Genomic DNA, 18,489 nt, shown 5'->3' with positions numbered 1-18,489 from the left:
CGACGGCCGCCGTCGCCGCGCTCGTGGCAGCGCCGCTGACGGCCGCCACCTCGGCGGGCGCGGCCGAACCCCGCGTCGACAACCCCTTCGCGGGCGCGGACCAGTACGTCAACGCGTACTGGTCCGACAACGTCACGGCCGCCGCGGAGCGTGCCGGCGGAGCCCTCGGCGACTCGATGCGCGCCATCGCGAACGAGCCGACGTCCGTCTGGATGGACCGGATCAGCGCCATCGAGGGCAACGCCGACGGCCCCGGCCTGCGGACGCACCTCGACGCGGCGCTCGCGCAGAAGCAGGGCGACACCCCGCTGGTCTTCAACGTCGTCATCTACGACCTGCCCGGGCGCGACTGCTACGCCCTGGCCTCGAACGGCGAGCTGCCCGCGACGGACGAGGGCATGGAGCGCTACGAGACCGAGTACATCGACGCCATCGTCGACGTCCTCGACGACCCGGCGTACGAGGACCTGCGGATCGTGGCGACCGTCGAGCCCGACTCGCTGCCGAACCTCGTCACCAACAGCAGCGAGCCGCTGTGCCAGCAGGCCGCGCCGTACTACCGCGAGGGCGTCGCCTACGCGCTCGACCGCCTGCACGACGTGGGCAACGTGTACAGCTACATCGACGCCGCGCACGCCGGTTGGCTCGGCTGGCCGAACAACGCGCAGCCCGCGGCCCAGCTCTTCGCCGACGTCGTGGGCAGCACCGAGGCGGGCTTCGACTCCGTGGCCGGATTCGTCACCAACACGGCGAACTCGACGCCCCTGGCGGAGCCGTTCCTCGAGGACGGGAACTTCGGCAGCGGCGGGTTCGTGCGCCAGGCCGAGTTCTACGAGTGGAACGCCGACTTCGACGAGACGGACTGGACCGCCCACCTGTACGACCTGCTCGTCGCCGAGGGCTTCCCCGCCTCGATCGGCATGCTCATCGACACCTCCCGCAACGGCTGGGGCGGCCCCGACCGGCCCGCCGCCGAGAGCACGTCGAGCGACCTCAACACCTACGTCGACGAGTCCCGCGTCGACCGCCGCAACCACCGCGGCGCCTGGTGCAACCCGTCCGGCGCGGGCATCGGCGAGCGGCCCCAGGCCACGCCCGCCGGCTACCCCGAGTCGCACCTCGACGCCTTCGTGTGGGTGAAGCCCCCGGGCGAGTCGGACGGGTCCTCGGAGGAGATCCCGAACGACGAGGGCAAGCACTTCGACCGGATGTGCGACCCGACGTTCAACTCGCCCAAGCTGGGCGGCCTCCTCACCGGCGCGCTCCCGGACGCGCCGCTGTCCGGCAAGTGGTTCGAGAGCCAGTTCCAGATGCTCGTGACCAACGCCTACCCGGCGATCGGCGACGGCGGCACCGACCCCGGCCCGGACCCCGACACCACCGCGCCGAGCGTGCCGCAGGGCGTGACCGCCACCGCGGACGGCACGAGCGTGCAGGTGACCTGGTCGGCGTCGACCGACGACACGCGGGTCACGAGCTACGGCGTGCTGGTCGACGGCGCGGCCGCGACGACCTCCACGTCGACGTCGGCCACGCTCACCGGCCTGGAGCCGGAGACGTCGTACGAGATCACGGTGACGGCGCGGGACGCGGCGGGGAACGTGTCGGCGGCGTCGGCGCCGGTGAGCGTGACGACGGGTCCGGACGACGGCGGCCCGGACCCGACGGACGGGGCGTGCACGGCGGTGTACTCGACGACGAGCTCGTGGTCGGGCGGGTACCAGGGCCAGATCGTGGTCACCGCGGGTGACGACGGCGCGCCGGGGTGGGCGGTGACCGCTCCGGCGGGACTGTCCACCACGAACCTGTGGGGCGGCGTGCTGTCCGGCGGGACGATCACGGGGGCGGCGTGGAACGCCGACCTCGCCGCCGGCGCGCAGGCCACGGTGGGCTTCGTCGCCAACGGCACCTCGCCGGCCGACGGCCCGCTGCCCTGCAGCTGACCGCGAGGTAGCACCGGAATCGCCGAGGTAGGACGCGTCTCGCCGAGCTAGTGGACTGGGCCACGACCTCGGCGAGACTCGTCCTACCTCGGCCTGCTGAGCACGACCTCGTGCGTCAGCCGCGGCGCCGGAAGGCCACGGGGTCCTCGAGGTAGGCCTCCCAGGCCGCGCGCTCGACGTCGGCGATGCGCCGCGGCGCGCCCATCGCGGCGTCGACGACGACGATCGTCGTGGCCGCCTTGACGTACGCCTTGCCGCCCGACGCCGGGCCCGTGCGGTCGAAGCCGCCGGGGACGCCGTCGTGCACCTCGTAGCAGACCTCGAGGCTCGCGCCCCCGATCGCGCCGATCCACATCTCCACCCGGACCGGGGTGCGGGAGAAGGCGAGCGGGCGCAGGTACTCGATCTGCTGCCCGGCGACGAGCGTGTGCGACGTGGCGTGCGGGCCCGTGTCGAGGACGGCGGTGGGCCACTCCTCGCCGTCCACGGCCTCCGGGTGCCGCCAGAACGCCGTGATGCGCGCGTCCTCCAGGAGGCGGAGCATCGCGACGTTGTTGACGTGCTGGTAGGCGTCGAGGTCCGACCAGCGCAGGGGGACGGGCACGTGCAGACGGGTCATGGCTCGCATCGTCGCACGCCGTCGGCCCCGGACCGGCATCGTCCCGGGACCGGCGTCAGCCGGCCGCGATCGCCGCCGCGGCGCGGCAGCGCGCGAGCGCGGCGAGCTCGTCCCCCACCGGCACGCGCACCAACCGGTCCGCCACGCCCGAGACGGACTCACGCAGGCGACGGCGCACCCGCGCCGCCCGGCGGCGCGCGCCCCACGCCGTGAAGACCCGCGCGACGAGCGCGAGCAGCAGGCCTGCCACCAGCCCCCCGATCGCCAGCAGGGTGGGCCACGGCACCTCGAGCACCCCGCCGCCGGAGCCCGTGAGGTCCACGGTGAGCACCGGCAGGATCAGCGGCGGCAGCCGGAAGTACTCCACCGCCGCCGCGGCGGCGAGCCACAGCAGCCCCACCACGGCCGCCGCCAGCAGCACCCACTGCACGGCACCCACCGCAGCCCACCAGCGCGGCCGCCGCGCCGCCTCCAGCCGGGTCCCGACGACCGCCTGGTCGAGGTCCCCGGGCAGCCGGTCGATCGCGTCCTGCGCCCGGCCGCGCGCCACCAGCACCCACGGGTCGGGCGCGCCCTCGGTGACCTCGTCGACGTACCGGCGGACCGCCGACGCCGACGCCGCACGCACGGCGGGGCGCGTCGTCGGCAGGGAGCTGCGCACCAGGTCGGGGCGCTCGGGTGCGCCGCCGCCCCCCGACCCACCGGTGGGCGACCCGCCCGCCCCGGGCCCTCCTGCGCCCCGCCGGAGCCCCAGCCGCCGCAGTGGGTCGCGCCGGAGCCGCGACACCCACCGGGTGACCGGCCAGCCCGTGGCCAGGTGCGCGTCCCGCCGGTGCGTGGCCGCCACCGCGTCCGCGACCGTGGGCACCCCCGCGGCGGCCACGAGGGCATCCACCAGCGCGTCCGCGGCCCGCTCCCCCGCGTGCGACGCCGGGCTGGAACCGCACGCGTCCGCGATGCGCTGCGCGGCGGCGCGGGCGTCCGCGGCGAGCCGCGCGGTCGCCGCCTCGCGGCGCGCCGCCGCCTCGGCGAGCAGCCCCTTGAGCTGGTCCATCCCCCGCCCGGTCGCGGCCGACACGGCGAGCACCCGGGCGCCACCGAGCCCGTCGGCGGCGACCAGCCGGCGCAGGTCGGCGAGCATCGCGTCCGTCTCGGCGTCGGACAGCCGGTCGGTCTGGTTGAGCACCACGACCACGACCTCCGACCGGCCCGCCAAGGGGCGCAGGTACCGCTCGTGCAACGCCGCGTCGGCGTACTTCTGCGGATCCACCACCCACACCAGCAGGTCGGCCCGCTCCACCAGCCGCTCGGCCCGCACCCGGTGCTCCACGACCACCGAGTCGTGGTCGGGCAGGTCGAGCAGCACCAGCCCGGTCGAGATCCCCGCCGGGACGCGCCTCCCCCGCAGGCGGGCGAGCCCGCGCCGGGGGCGAGCCGCACCGGGGCCCTCACCGGGGTCGTCGTCCGTCGGCGTCGGCATCTCCTGACGCCGACGGACCTCCAGCCAGTCGAGCAGCGGCCCGGCGCCGTCGCCCCAGACCGCCGCCACCGCGTGGGACGTCGTGGGGCGGCGGACCCCGACGGTCGCGATCTCCGAGCCCGCGACGGCGTTGAGCACGCTCGACTTGCCGGAGCCGGTGGCGCCCGCGAGTGCCACGACGGTGTGCTCCGCGGAGAGGCCGCCGCGTTCGCGGGCGCGCTTCACGACGCCCCGGGCGTCGTCGAGCAGCTCGCGGTCGAGGCGGCCGCTCGCCGCCACGATCGCCGTCTCCAGCGCCCCGGTCCGGTCCGCGAGGTCGATCCGGCTCACCGGTCCCCCTCCTCGCCCCGGGAGCGGGACCGGCGGCGCGACCACCAGCCGCCCCGGCGGGCGGGGACGCCCTCCTCGGGGACCGGCGCGTCGTCGGTGCCGGGCGGCGCCTCGGGCGGGCGGAAGGTGCCCGCGCCGCGCAGCAGGCCGCCGCTCCACGGGCGGGTGACGCCCTCCTGCGGCACGGCCCGGGCCGCCCGCTCGGCGCGGGCGGCCGCGGCGACCCGGTGGGCGGCGTCCCGGACGCCGTCGGCCCCGGTCTGCTGCGTGCCCAGCGCGTCGAGCTGCGCCGTGTACCGGGCCGCCTGCCCGCGCAGCACCGCGTCGACGCGGCCGTTGAGCCGCTCCTTGGCCTGGGCGGCCAGCCGGCGCACGGCCTCGTCGCCGAACACGGCCTCGAGCAGCTTCTGCGCGACGATCGCCGTGCCGCCGGCGATGCCGATCTCGGCACCCGTGAGCCCGGCCGTCGAGGCGAAGACGATGACCATGAGGCTGACGCCGAGCGCGTTCACGCCGAAGGACACCGCGCGGGCGGTGCCGCGGCGCGACGCGCCCTGCTCGCGCACGAGCCCGAGCACGTCCTCCTGCCAGCCGCGGATCTGCTCCGCCACCTCGGTGCGCAGGGCCGCCGGGACGCGGGCCAGGTCGAGGCCGTCCAGGAGCGCCGCGCCCGCGCCGTCGCCCCGCCAGGCGGCGAACGTGCGCTCGGCGGCCTGTTCCGCCGCGTCGAGGATCACCGACTCCAGCCCGTGCGCGATGGCCTGCTCCACCTGCGGCGCCTCCTTCGGGCGGCCGCGGAAGAACCGGGCGACGGCGTCCCGCACGCGCCCCACGCCCGCCTCGACGGACCGGAAGAACTCCCCCGTCCCGACGAAGTCCTGCCAGCGGGCCAGCACCTCGCCGCGCAGCAGCGCGCCGTCCGACGTCGCCGTCTCCACCTGCTCCAGCGCCTCCGCGTGGTACCGCCGGACGGCGTCGCGCAGCCGGGCGTCGGCCACCTCCTGGCCGTCCGCGGTCTCCGCGAGGGCGACGGCGCGCCGCACGAGGTCGTCCACCACGCCGTCCCGGGTGGCGGCGATCACCCGCGCCCGCGCCTCCGGGTCGCCGCCCAGCCCGGACAGCCACGTCGCGACCTCCGCGACCGCGGCCTCCGGCAGGAGACCGTCCACCAGGGCCCCGGGCCCCTGCTCGGCGGCCTCGCCGAGCACGAAGACGCGAGCGTCGCCCAGGCCGTGCTCCACCGTCATGCGGCGCAGGTCGTCGGCCACGACCTCCGCACCCGGGTCCACGCGGTCGAGCACGATGGCGACCTGCGCGCGGCGTCGCGCCGCCTGGCCCAGCAGGTCCCACGGCACGGCGTCGGCGTACCGGGCCGCCGTCGTGACGAAGAGCCACAGGTCGGCCGCGCCCAGGAGCTGCGCGGACAGCTCGCGGTTGGCGGTCTCCACGGAGTCGATGTCGGGGGCGTCGAGCAGGGCGAGACCCTGCGGCAGCGCCTCGCTCGCGACCAGCCGCAGCGCCGCGGCTCCCTCCGCCGTCGGCGCCCTGTCGGAGCCCTGGTGCTCCCCGGCCGTCCCGGCGTCCGGAACCTGGCCCGAGGACGACACGCGCGCCAGCCCGGGCAGCACGCGGTCGGTGGTGAACCACCGCGCGTCGAGGGGGTGGTGCACCAGGACGGGCGCGCGCGTGGTGGGGCGCAGCACCCCCGGCGCGGACACCGGCTCCCCGAGCAGCGAGTTGACCAGGGTGGACTTCCCCGCGCCCGTCGACCCGCCGACCACGACCAGCAGCGGCGCCCGCTCGGCCCGCAGCCTCGGCAGCAGGTAGTCGTCGAGCTGGTCGACGGCCTGGTGCAGGTCGGCCCGCGCCGCACCCACGCCGGGAGTCTCCAGCGGCAGGCGCAGGGCGCCCAGCCGGGAGCGCAGCGTCTCGAGCGCGTCGACCAGCTCCCGGGCCGCCGCGTCGTCCCTCGGGTCGGGGGCGGCGGTCGTGTCCGGGTCGGTCATGTGCCCAGTCTGCCCATCAGGGACGATCCGTGCAGAGCCGACCTGTGAGATGGCGCACCCGACCGACCCGGACCACGCGATCCGCGGTGCCATGGGAGGGCACGACGGCGTGCCGCGCGCCGGCCCACGGACCCGCCGCCAGGAGGCACCGGGGCTCGACCCGACCAAGGTCAGCCAGGTGCCGCGCTGGCGCGAGACCGAGGGCGTCTACACCGAGCTGGAGCGCGACGTCATGGCGTACGCCGAGGCCATGACCGCGACACCGCCCACCGTCACCGACGACATGGTCGCCGCGCTCGTGGCCCGCCTCGGCTCCGCCGCGACGGTGGAGCTCACCGAGATGGTCGCCGTCGAGAACCTGCGGTCGCGCTCGTTCTCCGCGGCGGGCGTGCGGAGCCAGGGGTACTCCGACGTCTGCGAGCTGCCGCTCGCGTCGTCCTGACGCGCGCTCGCGACGTCAGGCCCGTCAGGCCAGACGACGGCGCAGCCACGCGACGCACGCCTCGCCCTGGGCGCGCTGGAACGCCCGCAGGTGCGGGATGCCCGGGACCGGCGGCTGCAGCGACGAGTGCACGAAGTACCCGGTGAGCGCGACGAGGTAGGCCGTCACCGCGTCCTCGTCGGTCCCCGACGGCAGCGGGCGCAGCCGCAGCGCCCCCTCCGGCGTCGGCCCGCCCTCGACCTGCACGGCCGGCAGCATGCCCACCAGGTCGCAGAACGCCGCGCCCCGCCCCGGGTACGCCCAGTCGACGGCGACCGCGCGCAGCCCGCTCGCGCCACCGGGCCCGCGCTCGACGAGCACCGCGTTGTCGCCGCGCAGGTCGCCGTGGACGAGCCGGTCGCCGGCGACGGCCGCCGGCGCCTCGAGCTCGAGCGCCGCGAGCCGGTCCAGGTGCTCCGCGAGCCACGGGTCGTACGACGCGAGGCCCGCCGGCCGCTCCGCCGCGAGCCGCCCGGTGAGCTGCGCGGGCAGCTCGGCGGCGAACTCCGGCAGCACGCCCGCCGCGGCCTCCTGCTCCCCCACCTCCGCGGCGAGGTCGAGCACGGCACGCAGCTCGTCCTCCCGCCACGGCTGCGCGGGCGCGCGGCCCTCGACGGCGTCGAAGGCCAGCGCCACCCACTCGTGCCCGTCGGCGACCTCGGTCGTCCAGCGCAGGCGTGGTGCGGGCACGGCCTCGCCGAGCGCCGCCGCACGCTCCGCCTCCTGGCGGTACAGCCGGACCGTGAACTCGTGCTCCGTCGACACCGCCTTGACGAACACCGTGCCGCGGTCGGTGCGCAGCGTGGACGCCAGTCCCTGGGAGTAGCCGCCGTCGTGGCTGGTCCACCCCGTCACGGCCGCCCCCAGCCGCGCCTCGATCCCCGCGCGCACGGCGGCGGGCAGGTCGGGCCAGGTGGGGCGGGTGCGGGTGGTCGTCGCGGTCATCGCAGGAGTATCGCCGACGAGCGATCCCGCGCCCCAGGCATTTCCCTGACGCGCGACGCCCCCGGCACCACGGGGTGCCGGGGGCGTCGCGCTGGTCGTGCGGGCGCGGAGCCCGCGCGCTCAGTCGCGCGTGAGCTTGCGGTACGTCACGCGGTGCGGGCGCGCGGCGTCCGCGCCCAGGCGCTCGACCTTGTTCTCCTCGTACGAGGCGAAGTTGCCCTCGAACCAGTACCAGTTCGCCGGGTCCTCCTCCGTGCCCTCGTACGCGAGGATGTGCGTCGCGACGCGGTCGAGGAACCACCGGTCGTGGGAGACCACGACGGCGCAGCCCGGGAACTCGAGCAGCGCGTTCTCCAGCGAGCCGAGGGTCTCGACGTCGAGGTCGTTGGTGGGCTCGTCGAGCAGCAGCAGGTTGCCGCCCTGCTTGAGGGTCAGCGCCAGGTTGAGGCGGTTGCGCTCACCACCGGACAGCACGCCCGCGGGCTTCTGCTGGTCCGGCCCCTTGAAGCCGAACGACGCCACGTAGGCGCGCGACGGGATCTCGACGTTGCCGACCTTGATGAAGTCGAGCCCGTCGGAGACGACCTCCCACAGCGTCTTCTTCGGGTCGATGCCGCCGCGCGACTGGTCGACGTAGGAGATCTTGACGGTCTCGCCGACCTTGAGGTCGCCGCCGTCGAGCGGCTCCAGGCCGACGATCGTCTTGAACAGCGTGGTCTTGCCGACGCCGTTCGGGCCGATGACGCCGACGATGCCGTTGCGCGGCAGCGTGAAGCTCAGGCCGTCGATGAGCTGGCGGCCGTCGAAGCCCTTCTGCAGGTTGCTGGCCTCGAGGACGACGCTGCCCAGGCGCGGGCCCGCGGGGATCTGGATCTCCTCGAAGTCGAGCTTCCGCGTCCGCTCCGCCTCCGCGGCCATCTCCTCGTAGCGGGCCAGGCGCGCCTTCGACTTCGTCTGACGGCCCTTCGCGTTGGAGCGCACCCAGTCCAGCTCGTCCTTGAGGCGCTTGGCGAGCTTGGCGTCCTTCTTGCCCTGCACCTCCAGGCGCGCCTGCTTCTTCTCCAGGTAGGTGGAGTAGTTGCCCTCGTACGGGTAGAGGCGGCCGCGGTCGACCTCGCAGATCCACTCCGCGACGTGGTCGAGGAAGTACCGGTCGTGCGTGACGGCGAGGACGGCGCCCGGGTAGGAGGCCAGGTGCTGCTCGAGCCACAGCACCGACTCGGCGTCGAGGTGGTTGGTGGGCTCGTCGAGCAGCAGCAGGTCCGGCTTCTCCAGCAGCAGCTTGCACAGCGCCACGCGGCGTCGCTCACCACCGGAGAGCACCTTCACGTCGGCGTCCGGCGGCGGGCAGCGCAGGGCGTCCATCGCCTGCTCGAGCTGGGAGTCGAGGTCCCACGCGTCGGCGGCGTCGATGTCCTCCTGGAGCGTGCCCATCTCGGCCAGCAGGGTGTCGAAGTCGGCGTCGGGCTCCGCCATGAGGGCGGAGATCTCGTTGAACCGGTCGATCTTCGCCTTGAGCGGGCCGACCGCCTCCTCGACGTTCCCGAGCACGGTCTTGTCCTCGTTGAGCGGCGGCTCCTGCATGAGGATGCCGACCGTGTACCCCGGGGAGAGGCGCGCCTCACCGTTCGACGGCTGCTCGAGGCCCGCCATGATCTTGAGGATCGTCGACTTCCCGGCGCCGTTGGGGCCGACGACGCCGATCTTGGCGCCGGGCAGGAAGTTCAGCGAGACGTCGTCGAGGATGACCTTGTCGCCGTGCGCCTTGCGCGCCTTGTACATGGAGTAGATGAACTCAGCCACTGGCTCTGCTTCCACCGTTCGATCGCGCGGCGAACCCGAGGGATCGGGTCCGAGAGGTTCGAGGCTCCAGCGGGCAGGCTGGAGGACCGGCATGGCGGCCGGTCCACCAGCCTACGCGACCTCGGGCCTCACACGCCGACCGGCACCGGCTCGGGCTGCCGATCGGGCTCCGGCACGTCCTCGGGATCCGTCCGGTCGACCACGCGCGTGAACCGCGCCAGCCCGCGGGTGACGTCGGGGCCCACACCGTGCGCGTCGAGGACCAGCTGCCAGCGGTCCTTGCCGTCCTTGTCCGTCCACTCCTCGGTGGACAGCCGGCCCGTGACGACCACGGGGTCGCCCTGCGCCAGCGACTCCGCCACGTTGCGGGCCCCGGCGCGGAAGGACTTCACCGTGAACCACAGCGTCTGGCCGTCGGACCACTCACCGCTGCGCGGGTCGCGCACACGCCGCGTGCTCGCCACGCGGAAGGTGGTCCACTCGACGCCGCCGTCGGACCGGTGCAGCGTCGGCTTCGTCCCGACGAACCCGTTCACCGTGATGCTGACCTCGTTCATGCGCTCCTCCTGGGTCCGCCGCCGGCAGGCGCCGACGGGCCCCCAGGATCAGTCGCCCGAGGCCCGGTGCGCCCCCGCCTTCGGCGTGGCTGTGGACGACGGCGCCAGCTCGGAACCTGTGGGCAGCTTCAGGGACCCGGTGAGCGGCTGCGACGTCGGCAGCTCGGTGGCCGCCTGCGCGAGCTCGCGCACCCGGCGGTGCTCGTGGAGCAGCTTCTGCGTCGGCTCACCGAGCCCCTCGGCCAGCACGCGCTCGAGGGCCGCCCGGCCCGCGGACGCCACGGCCTGCTCGCGCTTGCGCGCCAGCGTACGCCGCGATGCCGTGCCCGCGAACGCCACCACCACGGCGGCCACGGCCAGGACGCCGGCCACCGCGAGCACCACGGCCGGCCAGGGCGAGGCGAGGTCGAGCACGCCCGTGAGTGCGAGGGCTCCCACGACCGCCGCGACCACCGCGACGGCGCCGAGCACCCACGCCGTGCGGCGCAGCGCGCGGGCCGCCGACGGGCCCCGCGTGTCGAGCGCGACGCCGCGCAGCGCGCCCGCCACCGACGTGCGCAGCTGGTCCGCCCCCGCCACCGAGGAGGCGAGCGACCGCTGCCACCCCGGCCGCAGCGACGCGCCCGCCCGGGTCAGCCAGCGGGCCCGCGAGAGCGCGACGGCGTCCCGGTCCGGTGGCGGCACCTCGGGCCGGCCGTAGCCGTTGCGCACCGCGTTGCCGACCTGGCTCGCGACCGCGGCCAGCCCCGTCGCGGCCACCAGCGCGTCCAGCTCGCGCTCGACGGCGGGGCCCATCTGCCACGGCACCTCCGCCGGGGTCTGGGCCAGCAGCAGCCGCGCCGCGACGTCCAGCTCGGCGGCCGCGCGACCCGCCGCGACCGACCGCCGCGCGCACGCCTCCTCCAGCAGGCCCCGGACGCGGTCGATCCCCTCGCCCGTCCTCGCGGACACCCCCTGCACGTACACGCCGGTCAGGCCGTCGTCCTCGAGCAGTCGCGCCAGGTCGGCCAGCAGGTTCTCCCGCTGCGCGTCCGGCACCGTGTCCACCTGGTTGAGCAGCACCACCATCGACGACTCGGAGCCCACGGAGTCCCGCAGGTACCCCGAGTGCAGCGCGTCGTCCGCGTACTTCTGCGGGTCCACGACCCAGACCAGCAGGTCCACGAGCGGCAGCACGCGGTCCACGACCTCGCGGTGCGCGGGCTCGACGGAGTCGTGGTCGGGCAGGTCGAGCAGCACCAGCCCGGCGAGCTTCTCCTCGTCCCCGCCGTCGAGCTCCCCGCCCTGGGTGATGCGCCGCTCGCGGTCCACGCCCACCCAGTCCAGCAGCGCCTCCGCGCCGTCCGACCAGGAGCACGCCGTGACGCGCGCCGTCGTCGGCCGCTTCACGCCCACGTCGGCGAAGCTCAGCCGCGACACCTTGTTGAACAGGCTGGACTTGCCCGAGCCCGTGCCTCCGGCGAACGCCACGACCGTGTGGTCGACGCCGAGCGCGAGCCGCTCCCGCACGCCCTCGACCGCGGCGGACACGCGCCGCGACGTGGCGTCGTCCAGCCGCGGCCCGGCGATCTCGAGCGCCTGCGCGAGGTCCTCGGTGCGGGCGCGCAGCGTCGCGTCGTGGGACGGGCTCTCGGTCATGTCAGCCTCCTGAGCTCGGCGAGCCGCACGCGCAGCCCCGCGGCCGCGTCGTCGGCGGGTTCGGACGGACCGAGGTCGTCCAGCACGGCCTGCACCTCGGCGTCGACGACGGCGGCCGCGCGGTCGCCGAGGTCGTCGCGCAGGGTGGCGACGGGCTGGGCGGCCAGGTCCCCCAGGACGCGCTCCAGCAGGCGGTCGGCGTCGCCGCTGCCCGCGGCGGAGGCGAGGAACAGGGTGGCGAGCCCGCGCGCCCCGAACGCCTTGACGGCGGCCTCGACCCGGGCGCCCGACGCGGCGTCGCCGGTGAGCTCCCCGACCAGCTCGGAGACCACGGCGTCGGCCCGGTCGGCCCACTGCGCGACCCGACCCGGCACGTCGGCCTCGCGGGCCGCCGTGCGGGCCGCGCCGTCGGGGGCGACGGCCTCGCCGCCGGCGGGAGCGCCCGGGCCGGCGAGCACCGCACGCAGCCGCTCCTCGACCCGGGCGCCGGACGCCGCCAGGGTGCGCGCCGCGGCGTCGACGACGTCGGACCGGAGGTCCTCGAGAGCGGCCTCGCGCGCGCGGCCGGCGCGGCGCGTGCTGCGCGCCCGGTCGCCGCGGACCTTCACGCGGTCGACGCCGACGGTGCCGGACAGCTCTCGCCAGCGCGCCTCGACCGACGCCCCGGCGACGACACCGGCCGCCACCGCGTCGCGGGCGAGCTGCTCCGCCGCGGGGATCTCCTCCGTGACCCGGCGGCGCAGCACGTGCACGGCCTCCTGCTGCGCGTCGATCGCGTCCGCGAGCGACGTCACCCAGCCGGGCAGCGCGCCCAGCGCGCCCTTGAGGGTGCGCACGACGACGGCGCGCGAGCGGTCCGGTCCGGCGAGCATGGTGAGCCAGCGCCGCACCGGCTGCACGACGGACGGGTCGAGCAGCCCCTCGTGCGGGCCGACGTCGGGGACGACGAACAGCGGGACGTCGGTCATGCCGTGCTCGCGCAGGCGCTGCAGCAGGTCGCCGCGCACCGTGGTCAGCGTCTCCTTCGGCACCCGGTTGAGCACCATCGCCACCGACGCCCCGCGCTCCGTGGCGCGGGCCAGCGCCTGCCACGGCAGCGCGTCGCCGTAGCGCGCGGCCGTGGTGACGAAGAGCCACAGGTCGGCGGCCTCGAGCAGCTGCTGCGCCGTCGAGCGGTTCTGCTGCACGAACGAGTCCAGGTCGGGCGCGTCCAGCAGGGCCGTCCCGCGCGGCACGCCCTCGTGCTGCACCACGCGCGACAGCTCCGTGACGGGTCCGGCCGACATGACGTCGGCGTCCGCGGGGTGGTGGGCGAGGACCGGCTCGCGCGTCGTGGGGCGCAGCACGCCGGCCTCGGAGACGGCCTCCCCCAGCAGCGAGTTGTACAGCGTGGACTTGCCCGCACCGGTCGACCCGGCGACGACGACGACCGCCGGCGACGACAGCTCCTTGAGGCGCGGCAGCAGGTGCTCGTCGAGCTGGGCGAGCAGCCGGTCGCGGGAGGCCGCCGCCTCCTGCGCCCCGTCGATCGGGAGGGGGAGCTCGACCGCCGCGACGTCACGACGCAGGTCGCGGGCGACGTCGTGGACGGTGACGCCGATCTCCTCGCCAGCCCCGGCGTCCTTCCTGCTCGCGGCACGGCGCGAGGCACGGGTCTCCAGGGAAGGTGTCACGGGCACATCCTTCCCGCTGGCGCGTTCCGTGCCAAACGCGCGCGCCGGTCGCCGGCGGGTTCAGCGGCGGCGCAGGCTCTCGTAGATGCGCGCGAAGTCCTCCGCGCCGTGCCCCGCGTCGACCTGGCGCCGGCGCAGCTCCTCCACCATCGCGATCGGCGCGGGGTCCACGCCCTGCTCCTCGCTCGCGCGCACCAGGTGCCCGAGGTCGGACCAGTCCAGGCTCTGCACGGGCGCGGAGTAGTCGCCGCCGTCGATCACCGCCGCGTCGAGCGCGAACGCCTCGGTCATCGCGGCGAGGAAGGGCGCCGCACGCCGCGCGAAGCCGGTGGCGTCCACACCGTCGGCACCGACCATCGCGGCGCCGTGCAGGAACCCCGCGAACATCGTGTACATCCCGGACAGCATCGCGAGGTCCAGCAGCGACGCCCGCCCTGGGTCCGCGCCCTCGAAGGTGCTCGTCGCCCAGCGGTCCAGGACGCCGCGCGTCTCGCGGAACACGCCCTCGTCGCCGCTGTACAGGATCTCCGCGCCGGGGCGGCCGATCATCGGCGGGGTCGCCATGATCGCGCCGTCGAGGTAGCGCACCCCGTGGTCGGACGCCCAGGAGGCGACCGCACGGGCCTCGTTCGGGGTGGTCGTGGTCAGGTTGACCACGACGCGACCACGCAGCTGCTCGGCGAGCGGCTCGAGCGTCTCGTGCACCGACGCGTGGTCGTAGAGGCAGACGACGACGGTCGACGCCGCGAGGACGGCGTCCCGGGCGTCGGGGGCGCGGCGGGCGCCGCGCCCCACGAGCTCCGCGTCCCGGCCGGGCGACCGGTTCCACACCGTCACCTCGCGACCGGCGTCCAGCAGCGCCGCGGCGAGCTCGCGTCCCATGACGCCGAGCCCGAGCAGCGCGACCGGCTCCGTCCCGCGGCTCATCGCGGGTCCCGGATGCCGTCGACGATGCGGGTCCAGCCGTCGGCCCCGTGCCCCGCGTCGATCGCGCGGCGGTAGTGCTCCTGCACCGCCCGCGGCAGGCCGACGTCGATCCCGGCCGCCGCGCTGGCGGCGACCAGGTGGTCGGCGGTGGCGCCCATCATGGTCGCCGTGCTCAGGTCGCCCGGGTGCCGCCCGGCGTCGATCTGCGCACCGGTGCTCTCCCGCCCGCCCTCCCCTGCCGCGAGCATCGCCGGGATGTCGGTCAGCGTCGTCAGCGCCTCGGGGAGGAAGTCCCGTGCCGGGATGCCGGCGCTGCCCACCAGGGCGGTGGCGTGCATGAGGGCGGACAGCGCCGTGAGGAAGACGTCGAGCTGCGCCTGGTACATGAGCTGCGCCAGCCCGGGGTCCGCGCCGACGTACCGCGGCGCCGCGAGCTCCGCCAGCACCTCGCGATGACGGTCGAACACGTCCCGGGGGCCCGAGTAGTACGCGTACGCGTCGTCGGTGCCGACCGTCGGAGCGGGGCTCATCACTCCCCCGGTGAGGAACGCCGCACCGTGCGCGGACGCCCACGCCGCGGCCTCGCGGGTGCGCTCCGGGGTGTCCGAGCTCAGGTTCACCAGCGTGCGGCCGTCGAGCGCGTCGGTCGCGCCGTCGAGGATCGCGTCCATCGCCGCGTAGTCGGTGAGGCTGAGCAGGACGAGCTCCGCCGCCTCCAGCGCCGCACGCGGCGTGGGGGCGAGGAGCGCGCCGTCGGCGACCACGTGGTCGGCGCGGGAGGCCGTGCGGTTCCAGACGGTGACGGGGTGGCCGGCGGTCAGGAGGCTGCGGACCATCGCCTGCCCCATCGGGCCGAGGCCGATGACCGTGACCGGTGCGTGCTGTGCAGTCATGCGCGGTGCTCCTCTGGTGCGTCGTGCCTTGTGGTGATGCCGCTGTGCCTCCATGCTCTGGGGGTACGGAGACGCTGAGAAGTACGCACTAATTACTGCGGTACTTACCTCGAGGGAAGTACCCCGGCCGAGGAGCACCCATGACCGTCAGCACCCGTCGCGGCCCCTACGTCTGCGGCATCGACGCCGCGCTCGACGTCGTGAGCGGCAAGTGGAAGGGCCTCATCCTCTGGGAGCTCGAGGAGCACGGCGTGCGCCGCTTCGCCGAGCTCCGCCGCGGCCTGCCCGGCGTGAGCGAGAAGATGCTCACCCAGCACCTGCGCGAGATGGAGGCCGACGACCTCGTGGTGCGCACCGTCTACGCCGAGGTGCCGCCCCGCGTCGAGTACGCGCTGACCGAGCACGGCCGGGCGCTCAACGACGCGCTCGCCCCGCTCGGCACCTGGGGCTCCGAACGCATCCGGCGCGAGGGTCGCGAGCTGGTCGACCACGCCGACGCGGCGGCGATGCCCCGGCCCTGACCTTTCACGGGCGCCGTTGCGCGAGGACGGCAAGGTCTCGGAACGTGGCGGCGTCGAGCACACCGTTGCGCTGACCCGTAGCAGCACTCGGCGGTCTCGGGACAGGAGATGCGGACGACGTCGATCGCGGTCTTGTCCGTCGGCGTGGCGTGGGTGCCCTGGCGGTCGTTCCAGACGGATCGGAAGTGGACGGTGATCGCGCCGGCATCGGCCTTCGCCACGCCAAGATCGCCCTTGTCCTTGTCGATGGGTCTTCCCATGCTCCGCGACCAGGGGCGCACCCAGCACGGTCGTGACCAGCACCGACTGGGCTAAACTCTGGTCGCTTGCCTCCGTAGCTCAGCTGGATAGAGCGGGTCACTTCTAATGACCGGGTCGCGGGTTCGAATCCTGCCGGAGGCACCGATACGCAACGGCGGCATGTGGCCGACACCGACGTCGCGCCACCCCGCCGGCGTGATGACCTGGGAAAAAGCCGTGCGCCCGACGACGACGTCCCGGCAGACTCTTACCTGCACCGCGGTGACGCGCGGCCGGTCAGACACCGGTCGCACGGGTGGTCCCTGGCCCGGACCGACGACCCCACGTCACGAAGGACACCATCACCATGTTTCCCCCGGAGAACCTGCTTCTCGTGCAGGTCATCCAGCGCGAGCGCCTCGAAGAGGCCGAACGCGAACGCACCGTCCGCCGACTGCAGGAGCAGCGCAAGCAGCGCCGGCAGCCGCACGCCCGTCGCCCGCGCACCGGTCTCTCCCGGTCGCTGTTCGACCGGCTGACCGCATGACACCCGCCGGGCGAGCGCCCGCCGGGTACCGACCCGGCGGTGACACCGCCACGAGGGCCCCGCGGCCCGGACCGTTCCCCGAACGTTCCGGAGCAGCGGGGCCCTCGTCATGTCCCCCACCTTCCCCCCGGCGCGCGGACCGTAGGCTGGCCCCGTGAGCCCCGCGAACCCGAACGAACGCATCGTGTGGATCGACTGCGAGATGACCGGCCTGGACCTGCGCGCTGACGCGCTGGTCGAGGTCGCCGCCGTGGTCACGGACTCCGAGCTGAACGTGCTCGGCGAGGGGGTGGACGTCGTCGTCGCGCCTCCCGCGGAAGCCGTCGAGCAGATGAACGACTTCGTGCGTGACATGCACACCTCGTCCGGCCTCATCGAGGAGTTCTCCGGCGGCATGACCCTCGCCGACGCCGAGCAGGCGGTGCTCGACTACGTGCGCGAGTGGGTGCCCGAGCCGGGCAAGGCGCCGCTGGCCGGCAACTCCGTCGGCACGGACAAGATGTTCCTCGACCGGGACATGCCCGAGCTGGTGGGGCACCTGCACTACCGGATCGTCGACGTGTCGTCGATCAAGGAGCTCGCCCGCCGCTGGTACCCGCGCGTGTACTTCGCCGCCCCCAAGAAGGACGGCGGCCACCGCGCGCTCGCGGACATCCTGGAGAGCATCGACGAGCTCCGGTACTACCGCGAGGCGCTGTTCGTGCCCCAGCCGGGGCCGGACACCAAGACGGCACGCGCGGTCGCCGAGCGCGTCAGCGAGACGTCCGTCACCCGGCACCGCACGGAGGCCTGAACCGCCCCGCGGAGCATGTACACTTTTCGACGGCCCGGTGCTTCGGCTTCGGTCGCAGTCACAGGGCCATGGTGGCTATAGCTCAGTCGGTAGAGCGCCTGGTTGTGGTCCAGGAGGTCGCCGGTTCAAGCCCGGTTAGCCACCCCGATGCGGCGGGGTCCGAGAGCGGCCAGAGAGATTTCTCTGGTCCCCCTCGGACCCCGCCGTTCGTCATTCCCGGACCTTGTCCGCCACGACCGCGTCAGAGGTTCTCGGCGACGTGCTGGAGCGCGGCGAGACGGCGGTCCCATGCGGCGCCGATGGCGTCGAGACGCCGGGCGGTGGCGCTGAGCCGCGTCCCGATGACCCGGTACCGCACCTCGCGCCCGACCTGGACCGTCTCCACGAGGCCGACCTCGTGCAGCACCGCGAGATGCTTCGCGATGGCCTGCCGGGTGACAGGCAGGCGCCGGGCGAGGGCGGACGCCGAGGCGTCGCCCTCGCCGAGGGCGGCCAGGATGCTCCACCGCGTCTCGTCGCCGAGCGCGCTGCACATCGCGACCACCGTCCCGTCCGCCGGCGACCCGCCGCTCATGCGCGGCCCTCGACCAGGTCGACGAGCTTGTCGAGCTCCCCGTCCCAGCCGTCACGGTGGTCGGCCATGAGTCCCACCGGGTCACCGGTGCGCTCGAACCCTGTCTCGACCACGGTGAGCCGGGTGCCGCCGACGGCCTCCTCGAGCGTGAACGTGAACACCGTCGCCCGCGGGTCGTCGACGGTCCTCGGCAGCGGGCCGTCCTCGTTGCACCACCGGTAGGACACCTCCGACGGCGGGTCGAACGTCTCGACCCGGATGGGGACCCGGCGCTCTCCCGGCCAGCCCACGGTGCCGGCGGCGCCGGCACCGCCGCCGTCGAGGACGAGCCGGCCGAACCACTGCGAGATCAGCTCGGGCTCGGTGACGGTGCGCCAGACCTTGTCGCGAGACGCCTGGATGTGGATCGTGCGTCGCACGCTGAAGGTGTCGGCGTCGACCACGGCCTGAGGGTTCCGCGCGCTCTCCATCTGCTTCTCCTTCTCTTGTCGCGCTGTCGTCGCGCTGTCGTCGTGCTCT

Annotated in this window: 17 protein-coding genes and 2 tRNA genes; 7 read left to right on the top strand and 12 right to left on the bottom strand. The window is 75.0% G+C overall.

Features of this window, described 5'->3' with window-relative positions; all coding sequences use genetic code 11:
• The first annotated feature begins 23 nt into the window (after positions 1-23).
• A complete protein-coding gene (locus ACFQ8E_RS06700) occupies positions 24-1,943 on the top strand; it encodes a glycoside hydrolase family 6 protein (RefSeq protein ID WP_430549797.1) in 1,920 nt (639 codons plus the stop codon).
• Between the two features lie 115 nt (positions 1,944-2,058).
• Here the strand turns inward: ACFQ8E_RS06700 and ACFQ8E_RS06695 are convergent, their stop codons facing one another.
• The 3 genes from ACFQ8E_RS06695 to ACFQ8E_RS06685 are packed head-to-tail and all read right to left on the bottom strand — an operon-like array spanning position 2,059 to position 6,378.
• Positions 2,059-2,562 (bottom strand): acyl-CoA thioesterase, encoded by a 504-nt coding sequence (locus tag ACFQ8E_RS06695; protein WP_430549796.1) that lies wholly within the window; start codon positions 2,560-2,562, stop codon positions 2,059-2,061.
• A 55-nt stretch (positions 2,563-2,617) separates the two neighbouring features.
• Entirely contained in the window at positions 2,618-4,372 is a 1,755-nt protein-coding gene (locus ACFQ8E_RS06690) for a GTPase (RefSeq protein WP_430549795.1), read from the bottom strand.
• The gene (locus tag ACFQ8E_RS06685; protein WP_430549794.1) at positions 4,369-6,378 is read right to left on the bottom strand and encodes a dynamin family protein; all 2,010 of its coding nucleotides are present in this window, start codon (positions 6,376-6,378) and stop codon (positions 4,369-4,371) included. Before ACFQ8E_RS06685 ends, ACFQ8E_RS06690 begins: the two co-directional genes overlap by 4 nt.
• A 49-nt stretch (positions 6,379-6,427) precedes the next feature.
• On the opposite strand from ACFQ8E_RS06685, the gene ACFQ8E_RS06680 reads away from it, so the two are divergent.
• Complete coding sequence (locus tag ACFQ8E_RS06680) at positions 6,428-6,820, top strand: carboxymuconolactone decarboxylase family protein (RefSeq protein ID WP_430549793.1); 393 nt, start codon at positions 6,428-6,430, stop codon at positions 6,818-6,820.
• 24 nt (positions 6,821-6,844) lie between these two features.
• Here the strand turns inward: ACFQ8E_RS06680 and ACFQ8E_RS06675 are convergent, their stop codons facing one another.
• The 7 genes from ACFQ8E_RS06675 to ACFQ8E_RS06645 form a co-directional block, all read right to left on the bottom strand.
• Positions 6,845-7,804: an aminoglycoside phosphotransferase family protein gene (locus ACFQ8E_RS06675; RefSeq protein WP_430549792.1), complete on the bottom strand. Its 960-nt coding sequence runs from the start codon at positions 7,802-7,804 to the stop codon at positions 6,845-6,847.
• 120 nt (positions 7,805-7,924) lie between these two features.
• Positions 7,925-9,607, bottom strand: a complete 1,683-nt coding sequence (gene ettA / locus ACFQ8E_RS06670; protein ID WP_430549791.1) for an energy-dependent translational throttle protein EttA — start codon at positions 9,605-9,607, stop codon at positions 7,925-7,927.
• Between the two features lie 128 nt (positions 9,608-9,735).
• A complete protein-coding gene (locus ACFQ8E_RS06665) occupies positions 9,736-10,164 on the bottom strand; it encodes a single-stranded DNA-binding protein (RefSeq protein ID WP_430549790.1) in 429 nt (142 codons plus the stop codon).
• Between the two features lie 48 nt (positions 10,165-10,212).
• Entirely contained in the window at positions 10,213-11,802 is a 1,590-nt protein-coding gene (locus ACFQ8E_RS06660) for a GTPase (RefSeq protein ID WP_430549789.1), read from the bottom strand.
• On the bottom strand, positions 11,799-13,475 hold the full coding sequence (locus ACFQ8E_RS06655) for a GTPase (RefSeq protein WP_430549788.1): 1,677 nt from the start codon (positions 13,473-13,475) through the stop codon (positions 11,799-11,801). The genes ACFQ8E_RS06660 and ACFQ8E_RS06655 overlap by 4 nt, the downstream gene beginning before the upstream one ends.
• Before the next feature lie 60 nt (positions 13,476-13,535).
• Positions 13,536-14,402, bottom strand: a complete 867-nt coding sequence (locus ACFQ8E_RS06650) for an NAD(P)-dependent oxidoreductase (RefSeq protein WP_430549787.1) — start codon at positions 14,400-14,402, stop codon at positions 13,536-13,538.
• Positions 14,399-15,295 (bottom strand): NAD(P)-dependent oxidoreductase, encoded by an 897-nt coding sequence (locus ACFQ8E_RS06645; protein ID WP_430549786.1) that lies wholly within the window; start codon positions 15,293-15,295, stop codon positions 14,399-14,401. The genes ACFQ8E_RS06650 and ACFQ8E_RS06645 overlap by 4 nt, the downstream gene beginning before the upstream one ends.
• Positions 15,296-15,435: 140 nt before the next feature.
• Here ACFQ8E_RS06645 and ACFQ8E_RS06640 point away from each other — a divergent pair, with 140 nt between their 5' ends.
• The 5 genes from ACFQ8E_RS06640 (at position 15,436) to ACFQ8E_RS06620 (ending at position 17,540) form a co-directional block, all read left to right on the top strand.
• Positions 15,436-15,816 (top strand): winged helix-turn-helix transcriptional regulator, encoded by a 381-nt coding sequence (locus ACFQ8E_RS06640; protein WP_430549785.1) that lies wholly within the window; start codon positions 15,436-15,438, stop codon positions 15,814-15,816.
• Between the two features lie 328 nt (positions 15,817-16,144).
• Positions 16,145-16,218 (top strand) — tRNA-Arg (locus ACFQ8E_RS06635).
• 205 nt (positions 16,219-16,423) lie between these two features.
• Complete coding sequence (locus ACFQ8E_RS06630) at positions 16,424-16,603, top strand: hypothetical protein (RefSeq protein ID WP_430549784.1); 180 nt, start codon at positions 16,424-16,426, stop codon at positions 16,601-16,603.
• A gap of 154 nt (positions 16,604-16,757) precedes the next feature.
• Positions 16,758-17,396 carry an oligoribonuclease gene (gene orn, locus ACFQ8E_RS06625; RefSeq protein WP_430549783.1) on the top strand — a complete coding sequence of 213 codons (639 nt, stop codon included), beginning with the start codon at positions 16,758-16,760 and terminating at the stop codon, positions 17,394-17,396.
• 71 nt (positions 17,397-17,467) lie between these two features.
• Positions 17,468-17,540: transfer RNA gene (locus tag ACFQ8E_RS06620), tRNA-His, on the top strand.
• Between the two features lie 97 nt (positions 17,541-17,637).
• Here ACFQ8E_RS06620 and ACFQ8E_RS06615 read toward each other — a convergent pair.
• Together ACFQ8E_RS06615 and ACFQ8E_RS06610 are read right to left on the bottom strand one after the other, a co-directional pair.
• Positions 17,638-17,970, bottom strand: coding sequence for an ArsR/SmtB family transcription factor (locus tag ACFQ8E_RS06615; protein WP_430549782.1), 333 nt, complete (start codon positions 17,968-17,970; stop codon positions 17,638-17,640).
• Positions 17,967-18,440 (bottom strand): SRPBCC domain-containing protein, encoded by a 474-nt coding sequence (locus tag ACFQ8E_RS06610; protein ID WP_430549781.1) that lies wholly within the window; start codon positions 18,438-18,440, stop codon positions 17,967-17,969. Before ACFQ8E_RS06610 ends, ACFQ8E_RS06615 begins: the two co-directional genes overlap by 4 nt.
• Positions 18,441-18,489 lie beyond the last annotated feature (49 nt).

Source organism: Isoptericola sp. NPDC056573 (genome assembly GCF_042793335.1).
In the GTDB taxonomy this organism is placed as follows: domain Bacteria; phylum Actinomycetota; class Actinomycetes; order Actinomycetales; family Cellulomonadaceae; genus Isoptericola.
The sequence above is the reverse complement of the archived record's forward strand: the minus strand, read 5'-3'. Positions and strand labels throughout refer to the sequence as shown.